Source organism: Serratia sp. GW822-FHT06D09, from assembly GCF_058799515.1.
On sequence record NZ_JBXALO010000005.1, the window covers coordinates 195,455 to 210,306 of the forward strand.

The window sequence follows — 14,852 nt, forward strand, 5'->3', positions numbered from 1 at the left end:
TTGATCATTTTGAAATCGGACACTTGAGGTTTTTCTATGAACAAAAACAGAGGGTTAACGCCTCTGGCGGCAGTTCTGATGCTTTCAGGCAGCTTAGTGCTAACAGGATGTAACGATAAAGAAACCCAACAGCAAGGCGCCCAGGCACCGGCTCCCGAAGTGGGTGTAGTGACATTGAAGGCAGAACCTCTCAACATCACCACCGATCTTCCTGGTCGTACCGCTGCGTATCGTATCGCCGAAGTTCGCCCTCAGGTTAGCGGCATTATCCTGAAACGTAACTTCGTAGAAGGCAGCGATATCAAGGCAGGTACTTCCCTGTATCAAATCGATCCTGCTACCTATCAGGCAGCCTATGACAGCGCTAAAGGCGATTTGGCGAAAGCCCAAGCCAGCGCGTCTATCGCACGCGTGACGGTTAACCGCTACAAACCATTGCTGGGTACCAGTTACATCAGTAAGCAAGATTACGACACCGCAGTCTCCAACCTGCAGCAGGCGGAAGCCGCTGTTGTGGCTGCCAAAGCCGCTGTGGAAACCGCGCGCATCAACCTGGCTTACACCAAGGTGACTTCACCAATCTCCGGCCGTATCGGCAAATCTGCCGTGACCGAAGGGGCACTGGTCACTAACGGCCAAGCTACCGCTCTGTCTACCGTGCAGCAGCTTGATCCGATGTACGTCGACGTGACTCAGTCGAGCAACGACTTCCTGCGTCTGAAGCAAGAACTGGCAAGCGGTGCGCTGAAGCAAGAGAACGGCAAAGCCAAAGTGAAACTGCTGCTGGAAAACGGCGCGCAATACGCTCAGGAAGGCACGCTGGAATTCTCTGACGTCACCGTTGATGAAACCACCGGTTCCATCACCATTCGTGCGGTGTTCCCTAACCCTAACGATACGCTGTTGCCAGGCATGTTCGTTCGCGCCCGTCTGGACGAAGGTGTGCGCAGCGACGCATTGCTGGTACCGCAGCAGGGTGTGACGCGTAACCCACGTGGCGATGCTACTGCACTGGTGGTAGGTGCTGACGACAAAGTTGAATTGCGTACGCTGAAGGCCGATCAGGCTATCGGCGACAAATGGCTGGTTACCGACGGTTTGAAAGCCGGCGACCGCGTGATTGTCACCGGCTTGATGAAAGTCCGTCCGGGCGCTCAGGTAAAAGTGCAGGAAGTTGACACTCAGGCGCAAAAGCAGCCGCAGTCTGAAGCGCAGAAGTCATAAAAAGGAGCCGGTAAGACATGGCTAAGTTCTTTATAGATCGCCCGATTTTCGCCTGGGTAATCGCCATCATCATCATGTTGGCGGGTGTGTTGTCAATAATGAAACTGCCGATTGCGCAGTATCCAACTATTGCACCACCGGCGGTCAGTATTTCCGCAAACTATCCAGGCGCGGATGCCAAAACGGTGCAAGATACCGTCACTCAGATTATCGAACAGAACATGAACGGTATCGATAATCTGATGTACATGTCTTCCACCAGCGATTCCTCTGGTAGCGTCACCATTACATTGACGTTTGAATCCGGTACCGACCCTGACATTGCGCAGGTTCAGGTCCAGAACAAACTGTCGTTGGCTACCCCGTTACTGCCACAAGAAGTGCAGCAGCAGGGCCTGAAAGTAGAAAAATCCAGCAGCAGCTTCCTGATGGTGGCCGGTTTCGTTTCCGACGATCCGAACATGACCCAGGATGACATTGCGGACTACGTAGCTTCCAACATCAAAGATCCTATCAGCCGTTCATCCGGCGTGGGTGAAGTGCAGCTGTTCGGTGCCCAGTACGCCATGCGTATCTGGCTGGATCCGAACAAACTGAATAATTTCCAGTTGACCACTTCGGATGTCACCTCATCCATTACCGAGCAAAACAACCAGATCGCCGCAGGGCAGCTGGGCGGTATGCCACCGGTGCCTGGGCAACAGCTGAACGCCTCGATCATCGCGCAGACTCGCCTGACCTCTCCTGAAGAGTTCGGTAAAATTCTGCTGAAGGTGAATAGTGATGGTTCTCAGGTTCGCCTGAGTGATGTTGCGCACATTGAACGCGGTGCAGAAAGCTACGCGGTAACCGCACGCTATAACGGTAAACCGGCAGCAGGTTTGGGGATCAAACTGGCCACCGGCGCCAACGCCCTGAACACCGCTAAAGGCGTAAAAGATGCACTGACCAAAATGGAACCCTTCTTCCCGCAGGGGATGAAAGTGGTTTACCCATACGACACCACGCCGTTCGTTAAAATCTCCATCAACGAAGTGGTAAAAACGCTGATGGAAGCGATCTTGCTGGTGTTCCTGGTCATGTACCTGTTCCTGCAGAACTTCCGTGCGACGTTGATCCCAACCATCGCGGTACCGGTAGTATTGCTCGGGACCTTTGCGATCCTGGCGGCGTTCGGCTTCTCGATCAACACCCTAACGATGTTCGGTATGGTGCTGGCGATAGGCCTGTTGGTGGATGACGCCATCGTGGTGGTGGAAAACGTCGAGCGTGTAATGTCCGAAGAGGGACTGTCGCCGAAAGAAGCCACCCGCAAATCGATGGGCCAAATCCAGGGTGCGTTGGTCGGTATCGCCATGGTGCTGTCAGCGGTATTCGTACCAATGGCGTTCTTCGGCGGTTCAACCGGTGCCATCTATCGTCAGTTCTCGATCACCATCGTTTCCGCGATGGCCCTGTCGGTTCTGGTAGCGATGATCCTGACGCCGGCACTTTGCGCCACCATGCTCAAACCGGTCCCGAAAGGCGATCATGGGATTAAAACAGGCTTCTTCGGCTGGTTTAACCGCATGTTCGAAAAGAGCACCAACCACTACACCGACAGCGTAGCCAATATTCTGCGCAGTACCGGGCGTTATCTGGTGATCTACCTGCTGATCGTCGTTGGCATGGGCCTGTTGTTCCTGCGCCTGCCGTCCTCGTTCCTGCCGGAAGAAGACCAGGGCATCCTGTTAACCATGGTTCAGCTACCGGCGGGTGCGACTGAAGCGCGTACCGCTAAAGTACTGGAAGAAGTCACCGACTACTTCATGACCAAGGAAAAGGACAACGTGGTTTCGGTGTTTACCGTAGCGGGCTTCGGCTTCAACGGTAACGGCCAGAACAACGGTCTGTCATTCGTCAGCCTGAAAGACTGGTCCGAACGCTCCGGTGAGCACAATAAAGTGCCTGCGATTGCCGGCCGCGCGATGGGTGCGTTCTCTCAGATTAAAGAAGGCCTGGTATTCCCGTTCAACCTGCCGGCGATTATCGAACTCGGTACTGCGACAGGTTTCGACTTTGAACTGATCGATCAGGGTGGCTTAGGCCATGAAAAACTGACCGAAGCGCGTAACCAGTTGTTGGGCATGGCTGCCAAACATCCGGACCTGCTGGTAGGCATGCGTCCTAACGGCCTGGAAGATACGCCACAGTTCAAACTGATCATCGATCAGGAGAAAGCCAAGGCGCTGGGCGTGAGCATCACCACCATCAACAGTACGCTGACTACCGCGCTGGGTGGCACCTACGTTAACGACTTCATCGACCGCGGTCGTGTGAAGAAGGTCTACGTTCAGGCTGATGCGCCATTCCGTATGCTGCCAGAAGATATCAATAAATGGTTTGTTCGTGGCGGCACCGGCCAGATGGTTCCTTTCTCCGCGTTCTCTACGGCGAAATGGGAATACGGTTCTCCGCGTCTGGAGCGTTATAACGGCCTGCCATCCATGGAAATTCTTGGACAAGCGGCACCGGGTAAGAGTACCGGTGAGGCGATGAACATGATGGAAGAGCTGGCGTCCAAACTGCCGAGCGGTATTGGTTACGATTGGACCGGTATGTCCTATCAGGAACGTCTGTCCGGTAACCAGGCGCCTGCGCTGTACGCCATTTCGATTCTGGTCGTATTCCTGTGTCTGGCAGCGCTGTATGAAAGCTGGTCGATTCCGTTCTCGGTCATGCTGGTACTTCCGCTGGGGGTTATCGGTGCTCTGCTGGCAGCAACCATGCGCGGCATGAACAACGACGTTTACTTCCAGGTGGGGCTGTTGACCACCATAGGTCTGTCGGCGAAGAACGCCATCCTGATAGTGGAATTCGCCAAGGATCTGATGGAGAAAGAGGGCAAGGGTCTGATCGAAGCGACGCTCGATGCGGTACGTATGCGTCTGCGTCCAATCCTGATGACCTCACTGGCCTTCATCCTCGGGGTACTGCCGTTGGTTATCAGTAACGGTGCAGGCTCCGGCGCACAGAACGCGGTAGGTACCGGCGTTATGGGCGGGATGATTACCGCCACCGTGCTGGCCCTGTTCTTTGTTCCGGTGTTCTTCGTGGTGGTTCGCCGCCGCTTCGGCAAGAAGTCTGAAGACATAGAACACAGCCATCCGGTCGAGCATCACTGATAACTCAGTGCTGTTTCCCTCCTGAAAAAAGGCCGCTTATGCGGCCTTTTTCTTTTGCTTCATCTGCTTAATGCAAATCACTCTCATTAATTTCGCTGCGGATGCATTTTGTACTTGATCCGCTCTGCCGTGCAGCGCATAATTATTGTTATAGTATAACATTACATGAGAGTGCATCATGAAAGCAGGTATCCATCCAAATTATCGTACCGTGGTATTCCACGACCTGAGTGCCAATGCCTACTTTAAGGTGGGATCGACCATTCACACCGATCGCACCATTGAGCTGGACGGTGAAAACTGGCCGTATGTCACTATCGACGTCTCTTCCGCTTCGCATCCGTACTACACCGGCAAGCAGAAGGAGTTCTCCAAAGAGGGCAGCACTGCACGTTTCCAGCAGCGTTTTGGCCGTTTTCTTGGCAAGAAGTAAAAGGGAATCAACATGCAGGTTTTGAGTTCATTGCGTTCGGCGAAGAATCGCCATCCGGATTGCAAAGTCGTGCGCCGCAAAGGTCGCATCTATGTGATCTGTAAAACCAACCCGCGTTTTAAAGCGGTACAGGGACGTAAGAAAAAGCGTTAACTTCCGTAGTGTCATCTGTCGCAAAGCCCCGTTGCAGCTCAACGGGGCTTTTTTTATGGAGAAAGCCGAAGTGTCATCAGTGTCCCCGCCATCATAACGGGGACATGAGGGTTTATTTCATACTGCTCAGTAAGGTATCCACATTGTGTTTAAATGCCTGCACGTAGTTCGCTGCCGGCCCCTGCGGTTGGGATAACGCCTCAGGATATAGCTCACCACCGGCTTTTGCCCCGGTCGCCGCAGCAATCTGCTTCACCAGTCGCGGGTCGGTCTGGTTTTCAATAAAGTAGGCGGTCACCTTTTCCTGTTTGATCTGCTTGATCAAACCGGCCACGTCGCTGGCGCTGGCCTCTGCTTCGGTAGAGAAACCGACCGGGGCAAGGAAGGTGACGCCATATTCTTGCCCAAAGTAGCCAAAAGCATCGTGGCTGGTCAGCACCTTACGCTTTTGCTGCGGTACTGCGGCAAACTGCGTTTTGGCCCACAAATCCAGCTTCTGCAACTGCTGGATATACTCTGCGCCGCGCTGGCGGAAATAATTGGCGTCTTCAGGATCGGCGGCAATCAGCGCGTTCATCACGTTTGTGGCGTACTGCACACCATTTTTCATGCTGTTCCAGGCATGAGGATCGGTGATCTCTTTGCCATCGTCTTCCATCTGGCGCGAATTTATTCCCTGCGATGCGGTAATGACCTGCCCTTTATACCCCGAGGCGCTAACCAGCCGATCGATCCAACCTTCCAGGCCTAAACCACTGACGAACACCACGTCGGCCTGTGACAGCACCTTGCTGTCCTTAGGCGAAGGCTCAAAGCTGTGCGGATCGCCGTCCGGCCCCACCAAGGTGGTGACCTTAACGTGCTCCCCCCCTACCTGCTTGACGATATCGCCCAGGATGGAAAAACTGGCAACGGCATCTACGGTTTTCGCCATCGCCAACGGGCTGGACAGCAGAGCAGCGACTGCCAGCGTAATAGGTAAACGTTTCATACTTTCTCCTTGCACATGACACTTCTCAACGGCGCGCCAGGGAAAAGATCCCCCCACGCGTCCCAAACAGAATCGACCCAAAAAAGATCACGCTGGCACTGAGCACAATAGCCGGGCCGGCAGGCAACGAGGCGTAATACGACCACTCCAGGCCGATCAAACTCGATAGCATGCCGATGCCCATCGCCACCGCCAACGTATGTGGCAGATTACGGGCCCAAAAACGTGCGCTGGCGGCAGGCAGCATCATTAGCCCTACCGACATCAAGGTGCCGAGGATTTGGAAACCGGCCACCAAATTGATCACGACCAGCGCTAAAAATAACCCGTGGATCAGTGCTAACCAGCGCGGGGCGCTAACGCGTAAAAAGGTCGCGTCGAAAGACTCAATCACCAGTGCGCGATACAGCGCCGCCAGCGACAAAAGTGAAAAACTGGCTATCGCCCCGACCATGAAAATAGCGTGCGTATCCACGGCAAGGATCGAGCCGAACAGCACGTGCAGCAAGTCGACACTAGAGCCACGCAAGGAGACAAGTGTGACTCCCAGCGCCAGGGATCCCAGATAGAAACCGGCAAAACTGGCATCCTCTTTCAACGGCGTTCGACGACTGACAAGCCCGGACAGCATGGCCACGGCGAGCCCGGCGATAAATCCCCCCACGCCCATCGCCACCAGCGACATACCGGAAATCAAATACCCTATCGCCGCCCCCGGCAGCACCGCATGCGACAGTGCATCACCCACCAGGCTCATGCGCCGTAGCAGTAAAAAAACGCCCAAAGGTGCGGCGCTGATCGACAAGGCAAAGCAGGCCACCAGCGCACGCCGCATAAAACCGAAGGAAGCAAAGGGATCAATTAATGTCTCAAGCAACATCACTGCGCCCTCCTCTGCTGCACAGCGGAGCGCTGGCAATATTTAACGCAGGAATATGTTCCAACACGCTGTCGGCTTTACCCCAGTGGCAACACTCTGCGGTCAGCAACAGCGCCTGTGGGAAGTGATTCGCCACCATCGACATATCGTGCAATACGGCAATTACCGTTTTTCGTTGCTGATGCAAACCTGCGATCACCTGAAGCAATAACTGAACGGTGGAACTATCGATGCCGGTAAAGGGTTCATCCAATAAAATAAGCGGTGCCTGCTGCACCAATAATCGGGCAAACAACACCCGCTGAAGTTGGCCACCTGATAACTCGCCGACGGGAGTGCGCGCCATAGCGGTCATGTTTACCCTGTCCAGCGCCTCGCTAATCTGCCGCTTCGCGTGCTTATTCAACCCACCGAACATCCCACTGGTCGGCCAGCTCCCCATCGCCACCAGATCGCTCACCAGGATCGGAAACTGGCGATCCAGTTCCGCCTGTTGGGGTAAATACGCCATACGCGGTAATTTGTTGCCGCTAAAACGTAAGTTCCCGCCCTGCAGCGGTAAAAGCCCAGCCAGTGTTTTCAGCAACGTAGACTTACCTGCGCCGTTAACACCAACCACGGCGGTCAGCGATCCTACGGCGAAATGCCCGCTAAGTGGGGGAAACAACGGCGTTCCGCCATAGCCGATGACGGCTTTTTGTAGCGTTATCATGGCAGCGCTACCGCCCAATGGATGCCCAACCAGAGTAAGCCGAGCAGCAAAGCGGCAATACCGCAGCGCAGGCCTGCGGAAGCGGTGAACAGCGAGTTCAATGACGGCAGATCGCCATCTTGTGGTGTGGATGTCAGTTTCATGGCCAAACGAGAGAGAATTTATTGTTACAGTATAACATCACAATCATTTCTGTGACTCAAGCACCCTCTCGGTGATTAATGCAACCGAACGTAACAATAAAGTGATACCTACGTTGACCAGCGCCATTTTTGGAACACCAGCGGAACTCTTTCAGGGATATACTGAGAAACGTCAGGGTTATTAACCGGTAAACAACGTTGAGTTACTGTAAAAAAGCATCTGGTTAACGAAAAGTTTACCGACGTATGGATGAAAAAGGAGTAAGATTAATAGATAGGATCGCTATACGGTCAGGCATTAAATGCAGGTAACTCTTAGCTACAGCACAATGATAGAAGCACTTTCTGTTAAAAAACTAAAGAAAGTGATTAACGATAGAATGTCAGAGTTGGTGCCGGCATTGACCAGCGGCTTGAGTTTTTATTCAGAAAACGCACGGTATAGTGAAGGTTCATTAGAAATACTTGATATTCATAAATTGAGCGACCACGAGTATTCAATGAGTTACCGCTATAAATGGACAATTTTCAACGCCTGTCTGGATATCAACGCCGAGGAATACATCAACGAAAGCGTGATTTTTAGCGTGACTGAATCGAGCTTGTGCTTTGACATCATTGATAACTCCCGTCCATCTACTGCAGATGAATTGTAAGTTTACGTAATAACAGCAGGCCAGACGTGGAGAAATGATTTATATTCATTATATAGGAAGTTTATTTTATCACCGTCATTAAGCTACCTCTGTCCATGATGTAAATCAGCTTACTCACAGAGTGTTATCAACACCGAAATTAAGACTTACGGAGGGGATGATATGGATGAGTATTCGCCTAAAAGGCACGATATTGCTCAGCTGAAATTCTTGTGCGAAAATTTGTATGATGAAGGCATAGCCACGCTGGGCGACAGCCACCACGGCTGGGTGAACGACCCAACGTCTTCCGTCAACCTCCAGCTTAATGAGTTGATTGAACATATTGCTTCGTTTGTGATGAGTTATAAAATTAAATACATGGACGAAAGTGATTTATCGGAGTTAGTCGAGGAATATCTCGATGATACCTACACGCTGTTCAGCAGTTACGGTATCAATGATTCCGATCTGCGTCGCTGGCAAAAAACCAAGGCGCGATTATTCAGAATGTTCTCAGGAGAGGGCATCTGTACGACAATGAAATCTTAGGGGATAATTATCCCTAAATTATTCTATTCTACGGTTTATAACACCAAAGGTTATCATGACTAAAACTGATTATCTGATGCGTTTACGTAAATGCACCACTATTGACACCCTTGAACGCGTTATTGAAAAAAATAAGTATGAGCTTTCGGATGACGAATTGGAGCTGTTTTACTCTGCAGCTGACCACCGTCTGGCTGAGCTCACCATGAATAAGCTCTACGATAAAATCCCAACGGCCGTTTGGAAGTTCGTACGTTAATCAAGGCTCGAGATGCGTTGAGCCGATAGACTATCGGCCTCAATGTCAGGCAAATTCTCGTATTTATCTCATTGACTTACTGCACTTTCATCCGCCGTTGAAAATCCTGTAATAACAATTGGAAACAATCCTCAATTAATGCCGGGTGATTTCTGTGTGCACTGCGCATTAATGCCACGGTACGGCTAAGCATCGGTTGCTGCAGTTGAACCACGGTTAATTCATCGTCTTTCAAATGGGTGGTGTAAAGCTGAGGTAAAATAGCGACCGCTAATTCCGAACGTACCAATCCGTATAACGTCTCCAGAAAATCGACCTGGTAGCGTGCGATTAAATTCAGACGGTGGCTTTCTGCCAATGCCAGTACCAGCCGGCTGATATTTCCCTTGGAAAAAACCGCAATATCACGCCGGGCTAATTGCCGCCACGGCAGATGATGTGATTCAGCCAAAGGGTCATCACGGCGCATAACCACCACAAAGGGATCTTCCTGCAGCGGATATATCTCCAACGACTCCGGCACGGAACTATCGAGCGCCCCAATACCAAAATCAATCATGCCGTTCTCTAATTGCAGCAGCAGAGAATCATTAGTTTGATCGTGAAATTCTACCCTCAGCCGTGGAAAGTTCGCCGCCAGCAGCTGTGGCACGGCCGGAAACAACAGCCGGCTGACCGAAGGTACCAACCCGATGCGCAAGGTCCCATCTCCCCCCGCCAACATAATGCGCTGCATATCGTCAAACGACGCCTGCGCCACATTCAGCAGCCGCTCGGCATGCGGCAGAATTGCCGCCCCCTGTTCGGTCAACGTCACCGCGGAAGCCGTGCGATTCACCAATTTTCCACCCAGCACCAACTCTATCTGTCGCAGCGCGCTACTCAGTGCCGGTTGGCTGATCGCCAAACGGTTCGCGGTATCGGTAAAATGCCGTAGCCGCGCCAGAGTAACGAAATATTGAATCTGCTTCAGAGACAGCGCGGGCAAGCGGCGCCAGGGTTCAGACATGTCAGGTTTCCATTCGCCAACCAAGTAAACGTTTGCGACAGCATAAACGTTTCTTATCAGGCAATAAATTAAATCATCTGTGCAAAGCCTGCCCGCCCCCCTAGAGTAACAACCCTGTCATCATGCCGGGTAATTACCATGACCACTCATTACACCAGCGCGGGCGAACGCCAACGCGCGGTGAAGGCCGCATTAGGCCAACTTCCTTTTGATTTGCTGCTGACAAACGCTGCGCTGGTCGATATGGCCACCGGTGAAATCCGTAACGCTGATGTCGGCATCGTCGGCGCACTGATTGCCAGCGTTCATCCCTGTGGCAGTATGACCGAAGCCCTTCAAACGCAAGACTTGGCCGGCGCATATCTGAGCCCCGGCCTGATCGACACCCACGTACACGTTGAAAGCTCGCACCTGCCGCCGGAAAAATACGCCGAAATCGTCGTTGCCCAAGGCACCACTACCATTTTCTGGGATCCACACGAACTGGCCAACGTGCTCGGCGTTGAGGGTGTGCGTTACGCGGTCGACGCCAGCCGTGGTCTGCCGCTCAGGGTGATCTGTGCAGCACCATCAAGCGTCCCTTCCACTCCAGGTTTGGAAATGTCCGGCGCTGATTTCGGCGGTCATGAAATGGAAACCATGTTGGCCTGGCCGGAAGTCGGCGGGGTTGCCGAGGTGATGGACATGCACGGCGTACTGAACGGCAGCGAACGCATGCTGGAGATCCTCAACGCCGGGCTGAACAGCGGCAAGTTGATCGAAGGTCACGCACGTGGGCTGAGCGGCGCTCAGCTTCAGGCCTATCTGGCCGCGGGCGTGACGTCCGACCATGAGCTGACCTCCGGTGCCGATGCGCTGGAGAAACTACGCGCCGGACTGACGCTGGAGATCAGAGGATCTCACCCTTACCTGCTACCCGAGATCGTTGCGGCACTAAAAACGTTGCCACACCTGTCCTCGCAGGTCACCGTCTGCACCGACGATGTGCCGCCGGATATGCTGCTGCAAAAAGGCGGCATTGTAGCGTTACTCAATATGCTGATCGAACAGGGGATGTCGGGAACCGACGTATTGAGGATGGCGACGCTTAACGCCGCTATTCGCCTGCAACGCAACGATCTGGGCTTGATTGCCGCGGGCCGCATTGCCGATCTGGTGGTCTTTGATTCGCTCACTCAACTGAGTGCGCGGCAGGTCTACGTCGCAGGAAAGCTGCTGGCGCAGAACGGAAAAATGCTGACACCGCTCAGTGCAAACCCGAAAGTGACGGTGCCGCGCGATACGCTGCGGCTCCCGCCACTGACTCCCGCAGATTTCATATTGAAAGTCCCGGCGATCCGCCACGGTAAAGCCACCCTGCGCCACATTAAAGGCGCGCGTTTTACCCAGTGGAACGAAACCACCGTCGAGGTTCGCGACGGCGAAGTGCAGATACCGGATGGCTTTAGCCTGATCTGGGTGAAACATCGCCATGGTCGCCACCAGGCCACCCCGCAACTGGCACTGTTGGAAGGCTGGGGAGAACTGCGCGGTGCCATCGCCACCAGCTACTCACACGACTCGCATAACCTGGTGGTTCTTGGCCGTGACGCAACCGATATGGCGCTGGCGGCCAATGCCCTGATCGCCTGCGGTGGCGGCATGGCCCTAAGTCAAAACGGGGAAATTCTGGCTCAGGTGACGATGCCGATTGCCGGCATGCTTTCAGATCTGCCTGCCGCGGAATTGGCACAACAATTTAAAAAATTGCGCGATCTGAGCGCACAAATCGCCGATTGGGAACCGCCCTACCGGGTTTTCAAGGCAATCGAGGGCACCTGTCTGGCGTGTAACGCCGGGCCGCACCTGACCGATCTCGGCCTGACCGACGGCACCACGCGCCAAATTGTCGAACCACTGATCGCCTGCTGGGAAACCCCGGCGTAAAAATAATCATAATAACAATATATACCCTATGGATTTCTAGTTGCAGCTAGACAGGCACGCTCACTCATCCTCAGGCGCTTACTCAAGTAAGTTACTGGGGTAAGTGAGTGTTGCCAACAACGCTGCGGCTTGAAATACGACGGGTAGCAACGGAGATTGTCTATATGGCTGAGAATTCAGTAAATGCTCCAACACCAGGGGGCTGGCTGCAACGGCGTTTTCAACTGCATGCGCGGCAAAGCAATGTCAAAACCGAATGCCTGGCCGGTATCACCGGTTTTCTGGCTGCGGCCTATTTGTTGGTGGTAATCCCCGGATTGCTGGCCATCGGCGGCATGGATAAGGGCGCGGTGACCACCGGCACCATTCTGGTGTTTGTGATCGGCAGCTTGCTTATGGCGTTTTACGGTAATCTGCCGTTTATCGTTGGCCCAGGGATCGGCGGTTCGGTGTTGGTCGGCGTGACGTTGGCGGGCAGCGAAGGCATAGGTTGGCAGATTGGGCTGGGTATCGCCTGCTGGTCCGGCATTTTGTTTTTTGCCCTGACTCGTCTTGGGCTGCGCGAGGTGGTTACCCGCTCGGTACCGCAGTCCATCAAGCTGGGGCTGACCGCCTCTATCGGATTATTTGTTGCGGTGCTGGGGTTCCGTAACGCCGGGCTGGTACTGGCCAATGCCAAATCCAATGCGCTGATGCTGGGTGACTTCACGGCACCCGGTGCGTTGATCGCCCTGTGCGGTCTGTTTCTGGCCATTGGCCTGCAGGCTCGACGTATCCCGGGCGCGATTTTGTGGGCGATCCTGGTCGCGACTCTGGTGGGTATTCCATTCGGCGTCACGCACCTTCCAGCCAGTCTGATGGCAATGCCACACTCATTGGCCCCAGTGCTCGGCCACGTCGATATGATTGGTGCATTGAATATCGCCTTCCTGCCTTACCTGTTTGTCTTTTTCGCCTCGGAGTTTTTCTCCACCATGGGCACCACGCTCGCCGTCGGCGGTGAAGCCGGGTTACTGGACGAGCACGGCAACATGCCGCACATCAACCGGCCGTTTATGGTGGACTCAATCGCAGCGGCTCTCGGGCCCTGGGTCGGCATTCCAGCCGCCACGGCGCTGATCGAATCGTCAGCCGCTGCCGAAGCCGGTGGCAAGACTGGATTAACAGCGCTGGCGGCAGCCATCATGTTCTTGCTGATGCTGCTGTTTACCCCCATTGCCCTGATGATCCCGAAAGAGGCTACCGCACCGGCATTGATCCTGATCGGCCTGAATATGTTCAGTGGATTGCGCAAAGTCGATTTGGCCAACTTTACCGACGGCCTACCGGTGCTGATGATGGTAATGATCACGCTGATTGCCAATAGCTTCGGCACCGGTATCGCAGGTGGGCTGCTGTTTTATATCATCATCAAGGTGATTGCCGGCAAATGGCGTGAAGTCCCGGTCGGGCTTTACCTGTTGGCTATCCCGCTGGCGTACTATTTCGCTACGCTGGTGAAGCACTGAGGTGAATTGCTGGCGAGCAATCGGCGCCGGCAGTTTTCCTGCAGCGAGATTTTTGGGGCGATAGTAAATACGAGAGAGTAGTGAAAGAATGATGCGGCGCTGAAATTGGTGGAGGCCCTGCCAGCTACATCCCGGCACACACGTCACCTGCTGCGGCTGCTTCCTTCCGGATCTGACCGAGTTCACAAGTTAGTGTTGCGGGAGAACCAACAGGGCCCCCATTGACGGCTTCTGGTACTGCGAAGCGGTGGGCATTATCGGTGATGGCCAGCCAAATAGCAAGCCAACCGGGGCCAACCGCTGTTTTCTTACCCACCTCGGCTGTGGCACACTTTGATCTTGGGATTTCGCCGCAGCAGGAACACAGAAATGGAATCAGAAGACGCCTCATTCAGCCAGCGGGTGTTTCACATCGTGGCCGCCATTCCTTATGGCAAAGTGACGACCTACGGTGAGGTAGCGCGTCTGGCCGGTTCACCACGTGCGGCACGTCAGGTGGGCGGCGTATTGCGTCGCCTACCGGAAGGCAGCAGCCTGCCCTGGCATCGGGTGATTAACCGGCACGGGCAGATTTCGCAGCAGGGCGAGGACTTCCAACGCCAACGTCAGGCATTGCTTGGGGAAGGGATCGTTTTTGGCGCCCACAGCACGGTGGATCTGTTGGTTTACGGCTGGCGCTGGTGATAAAAAAACAGCCTTTGGCCGGAGCGCAAAGGCTGTTGATAGCTTACTGCTTCAGGACTACCGGATTACGGCATCGCCGTTGGCGTTGCCTGAACCGGAATGCCTTGCACCGGAACCAGCAGCAGGTCGGCACGGGTGCCGTTACGGTTCACCACTTCCTGGATTGTGTCGGTAATAAAGATCAGCTGCCCATTAACCGTGATTGCCGCGCTCAGGATAATACGCGCATTAGGCTGAATATCAGCCGGGTTGAACGGCAATACAAAATTAAACGGCGCCTGCTTGCCGTCGGTACGTACCGCACGCTGGGCGATCACTTTAGACGGAGCGTCCGCCAGTGAAGCATCAGAGAGCGTGACGGTCAGTATCGCATCCGGCGGCAGCGCAATGCGCTGGCGAATGTTAACCGAACCAGTCACCGCCGGGCCCTGAATCTGCGTTTGTGCAATCGCCGCGCTTCCCGCCGTTGGAGTAGGCACATTGCCACTCTTCTGGGCACAGCCAGCCAGAGTGAGGGTTAATGCTGCAGCTCCACCTACGATTTGCCAGAGTTTCATGGATCGGTCTCCTTTTTTATTA

Annotated in this window: 16 protein-coding genes and 1 other RNA gene; 10 read left to right on the top strand and 7 right to left on the bottom strand. The window is 54.0% G+C overall.

Features of this window, described 5'->3' with window-relative positions; translation table 11 throughout:
- Positions 1-36 precede the first annotated feature (36 nt).
- From sdeX to ykgO, 4 genes are all read left to right on the top strand, one after another.
- The gene (gene sdeX / locus AC1RKG_RS14175; RefSeq protein WP_020825524.1) at positions 37-1,224 is read left to right on the top strand and encodes a multidrug efflux RND transporter periplasmic adaptor subunit SdeX; all 1,188 of its coding nucleotides are present in this window, start codon (positions 37-39) and stop codon (positions 1,222-1,224) included.
- Positions 1,225-1,241: 17 nt separating this feature from the next.
- A complete protein-coding gene (sdeY, locus tag AC1RKG_RS14180; protein ID WP_046374338.1) occupies positions 1,242-4,388 on the top strand; it encodes a multidrug efflux RND transporter permease subunit SdeY in 3,147 nt (1,048 codons plus the stop codon).
- A 178-nt stretch (positions 4,389-4,566) separates the two neighbouring features.
- Complete coding sequence (locus AC1RKG_RS14185) at positions 4,567-4,821, top strand: type B 50S ribosomal protein L31 (protein WP_046374339.1); 255 nt, start codon at positions 4,567-4,569, stop codon at positions 4,819-4,821.
- A gap of 12 nt (positions 4,822-4,833) precedes the next feature.
- Entirely contained in the window at positions 4,834-4,974 is a 141-nt protein-coding gene (ykgO, locus tag AC1RKG_RS14190; protein WP_012005563.1) for a type B 50S ribosomal protein L36, read from the top strand.
- A gap of 112 nt (positions 4,975-5,086) precedes the next feature.
- Here the strand turns inward: ykgO and AC1RKG_RS14195 are convergent, their stop codons facing one another.
- The 4 genes from AC1RKG_RS14195 to AC1RKG_RS14210 are packed head-to-tail and all read right to left on the bottom strand — an operon-like array spanning position 5,087 to position 7,700.
- Complete coding sequence (locus tag AC1RKG_RS14195; protein WP_020825520.1) at positions 5,087-5,965, bottom strand: metal ABC transporter substrate-binding protein; 879 nt, start codon at positions 5,963-5,965, stop codon at positions 5,087-5,089.
- A 25-nt stretch (positions 5,966-5,990) separates the two neighbouring features.
- Positions 5,991-6,848 (bottom strand): metal ABC transporter permease, encoded by an 858-nt coding sequence (locus tag AC1RKG_RS14200; RefSeq protein ID WP_041414279.1) that lies wholly within the window; start codon positions 6,846-6,848, stop codon positions 5,991-5,993.
- Positions 6,835-7,557, bottom strand: coding sequence for a metal ABC transporter ATP-binding protein (locus tag AC1RKG_RS14205; protein WP_048759568.1), 723 nt, complete (start codon positions 7,555-7,557; stop codon positions 6,835-6,837). Before AC1RKG_RS14205 ends, AC1RKG_RS14200 begins: the two co-directional genes overlap by 14 nt.
- Positions 7,554-7,700: a hypothetical protein gene (locus tag AC1RKG_RS14210; RefSeq protein WP_020825517.1), complete on the bottom strand. Its 147-nt coding sequence runs from the start codon at positions 7,698-7,700 to the stop codon at positions 7,554-7,556. The genes AC1RKG_RS14205 and AC1RKG_RS14210 overlap by 4 nt, the downstream gene beginning before the upstream one ends.
- Before the next feature lie 302 nt (positions 7,701-8,002).
- On the opposite strand from AC1RKG_RS14210, the gene AC1RKG_RS14215 reads away from it, so the two are divergent.
- The 3 genes from AC1RKG_RS14215 to hha all read left to right on the top strand — a co-directional run bounded on the left by AC1RKG_RS14215 (position 8,003) and on the right by hha (position 9,146).
- Positions 8,003-8,356, top strand: coding sequence for a hypothetical protein (locus AC1RKG_RS14215; RefSeq protein WP_232807758.1), 354 nt, complete (start codon positions 8,003-8,005; stop codon positions 8,354-8,356).
- Positions 8,357-8,518: 162 nt separating this feature from the next.
- Positions 8,519-8,887, top strand: a complete 369-nt coding sequence (tomB, locus tag AC1RKG_RS14220; RefSeq protein WP_020825515.1) for an Hha toxicity modulator TomB — start codon at positions 8,519-8,521, stop codon at positions 8,885-8,887.
- A 55-nt stretch (positions 8,888-8,942) separates the two neighbouring features.
- Positions 8,943-9,146 carry a hemolysin expression-modulating protein Hha gene (gene hha, locus AC1RKG_RS14225; RefSeq protein WP_020825514.1) on the top strand — a complete coding sequence of 68 codons (204 nt, stop codon included), beginning with the start codon at positions 8,943-8,945 and terminating at the stop codon, positions 9,144-9,146.
- A 76-nt stretch (positions 9,147-9,222) separates the two neighbouring features.
- On the opposite strand, the gene AC1RKG_RS14230 is transcribed toward hha, so the two are convergent.
- Complete coding sequence (locus AC1RKG_RS14230) at positions 9,223-10,155, bottom strand: LysR family transcriptional regulator (RefSeq protein ID WP_020825513.1); 933 nt, start codon at positions 10,153-10,155, stop codon at positions 9,223-9,225.
- 138 nt (positions 10,156-10,293) lie between these two features.
- Between AC1RKG_RS14230 and AC1RKG_RS14235 the strand changes: the two genes are divergently transcribed.
- Positions 10,294-12,081, top strand: coding sequence for an adenine deaminase (locus AC1RKG_RS14235; protein ID WP_493183282.1), 1,788 nt, complete (start codon positions 10,294-10,296; stop codon positions 12,079-12,081).
- A 164-nt stretch (positions 12,082-12,245) separates the two neighbouring features.
- Positions 12,246-13,589 carry an NCS2 family permease gene (locus AC1RKG_RS14240; RefSeq protein ID WP_116691057.1) on the top strand — a complete coding sequence of 448 codons (1,344 nt, stop codon included), beginning with the start codon at positions 12,246-12,248 and terminating at the stop codon, positions 13,587-13,589.
- Between the two features lie 115 nt (positions 13,590-13,704).
- Here the strand turns inward: AC1RKG_RS14240 and ffs are convergent.
- Positions 13,705-13,801: signal recognition particle sRNA small type (gene ffs, locus AC1RKG_RS14245), an RNA gene on the bottom strand.
- A gap of 157 nt (positions 13,802-13,958) precedes the next feature.
- On the opposite strand from ffs, the gene AC1RKG_RS14250 reads away from it, so the two are divergent.
- Complete coding sequence (locus AC1RKG_RS14250) at positions 13,959-14,273, top strand: MGMT family protein (protein WP_020825510.1); 315 nt, start codon at positions 13,959-13,961, stop codon at positions 14,271-14,273.
- A gap of 65 nt (positions 14,274-14,338) precedes the next feature.
- On the opposite strand, the gene AC1RKG_RS14255 is transcribed toward AC1RKG_RS14250, so the two are convergent.
- Positions 14,339-14,830, bottom strand: a complete 492-nt coding sequence (locus tag AC1RKG_RS14255) for a YbaY family lipoprotein (RefSeq protein WP_020825509.1) — start codon at positions 14,828-14,830, stop codon at positions 14,339-14,341.
- Between the last annotated feature and the right edge of the window lie 22 nt (positions 14,831-14,852).

What these genes read in the sequence shown, in the direction of transcription:
- sdeX (WP_020825524.1), top strand. Translation starts at nt 37, where the DNA reads ATGAACAAAAACAGAGGGTTAACGCCTCTGGCGGCAGTTCTGATGCTT.
- sdeY (WP_046374338.1), top strand. Translation starts at nt 1,242, where the DNA reads ATGGCTAAGTTCTTTATAGATCGCCCGATTTTCGCCTGGGTAATCGCC.
- AC1RKG_RS14185 (WP_046374339.1), top strand. Translation starts at nt 4,567, where the DNA reads ATGAAAGCAGGTATCCATCCAAATTATCGTACCGTGGTATTCCACGAC.
- ykgO (WP_012005563.1), top strand. Translation starts at nt 4,834, where the DNA reads ATGCAGGTTTTGAGTTCATTGCGTTCGGCGAAGAATCGCCATCCGGAT.
- AC1RKG_RS14195 (WP_020825520.1), bottom strand. Translation starts at nt 5,965, where the DNA reads ATGAAACGTTTACCTATTACGCTGGCAGTCGCTGCTCTGCTGTCCAGC.
- AC1RKG_RS14205 (WP_048759568.1), bottom strand. Translation starts at nt 7,557, where the DNA reads ATGATAACGCTACAAAAAGCCGTCATCGGCTATGGCGGAACGCCGTTG.
- AC1RKG_RS14210 (WP_020825517.1), bottom strand. Translation starts at nt 7,700, where the DNA reads ATGAAACTGACATCCACACCACAAGATGGCGATCTGCCGTCATTGAAC.
- AC1RKG_RS14215 (WP_232807758.1), top strand. Translation starts at nt 8,003, where the DNA reads ATGCAGGTAACTCTTAGCTACAGCACAATGATAGAAGCACTTTCTGTT.
- tomB (WP_020825515.1), top strand. Translation starts at nt 8,519, where the DNA reads ATGGATGAGTATTCGCCTAAAAGGCACGATATTGCTCAGCTGAAATTC.
- hha (WP_020825514.1), top strand. Translation starts at nt 8,943, where the DNA reads ATGACTAAAACTGATTATCTGATGCGTTTACGTAAATGCACCACTATT.
- AC1RKG_RS14230 (WP_020825513.1), bottom strand. Translation starts at nt 10,155, where the DNA reads ATGTCTGAACCCTGGCGCCGCTTGCCCGCGCTGTCTCTGAAGCAGATT.
- AC1RKG_RS14235 (WP_493183282.1), top strand. Translation starts at nt 10,294, where the DNA reads ATGACCACTCATTACACCAGCGCGGGCGAACGCCAACGCGCGGTGAAG.
- AC1RKG_RS14240 (WP_116691057.1), top strand. Translation starts at nt 12,246, where the DNA reads ATGGCTGAGAATTCAGTAAATGCTCCAACACCAGGGGGCTGGCTGCAA.
- AC1RKG_RS14250 (WP_020825510.1), top strand. Translation starts at nt 13,959, where the DNA reads ATGGAATCAGAAGACGCCTCATTCAGCCAGCGGGTGTTTCACATCGTG.
- AC1RKG_RS14255 (WP_020825509.1), bottom strand. Translation starts at nt 14,830, where the DNA reads ATGAAACTCTGGCAAATCGTAGGTGGAGCTGCAGCATTAACCCTCACT.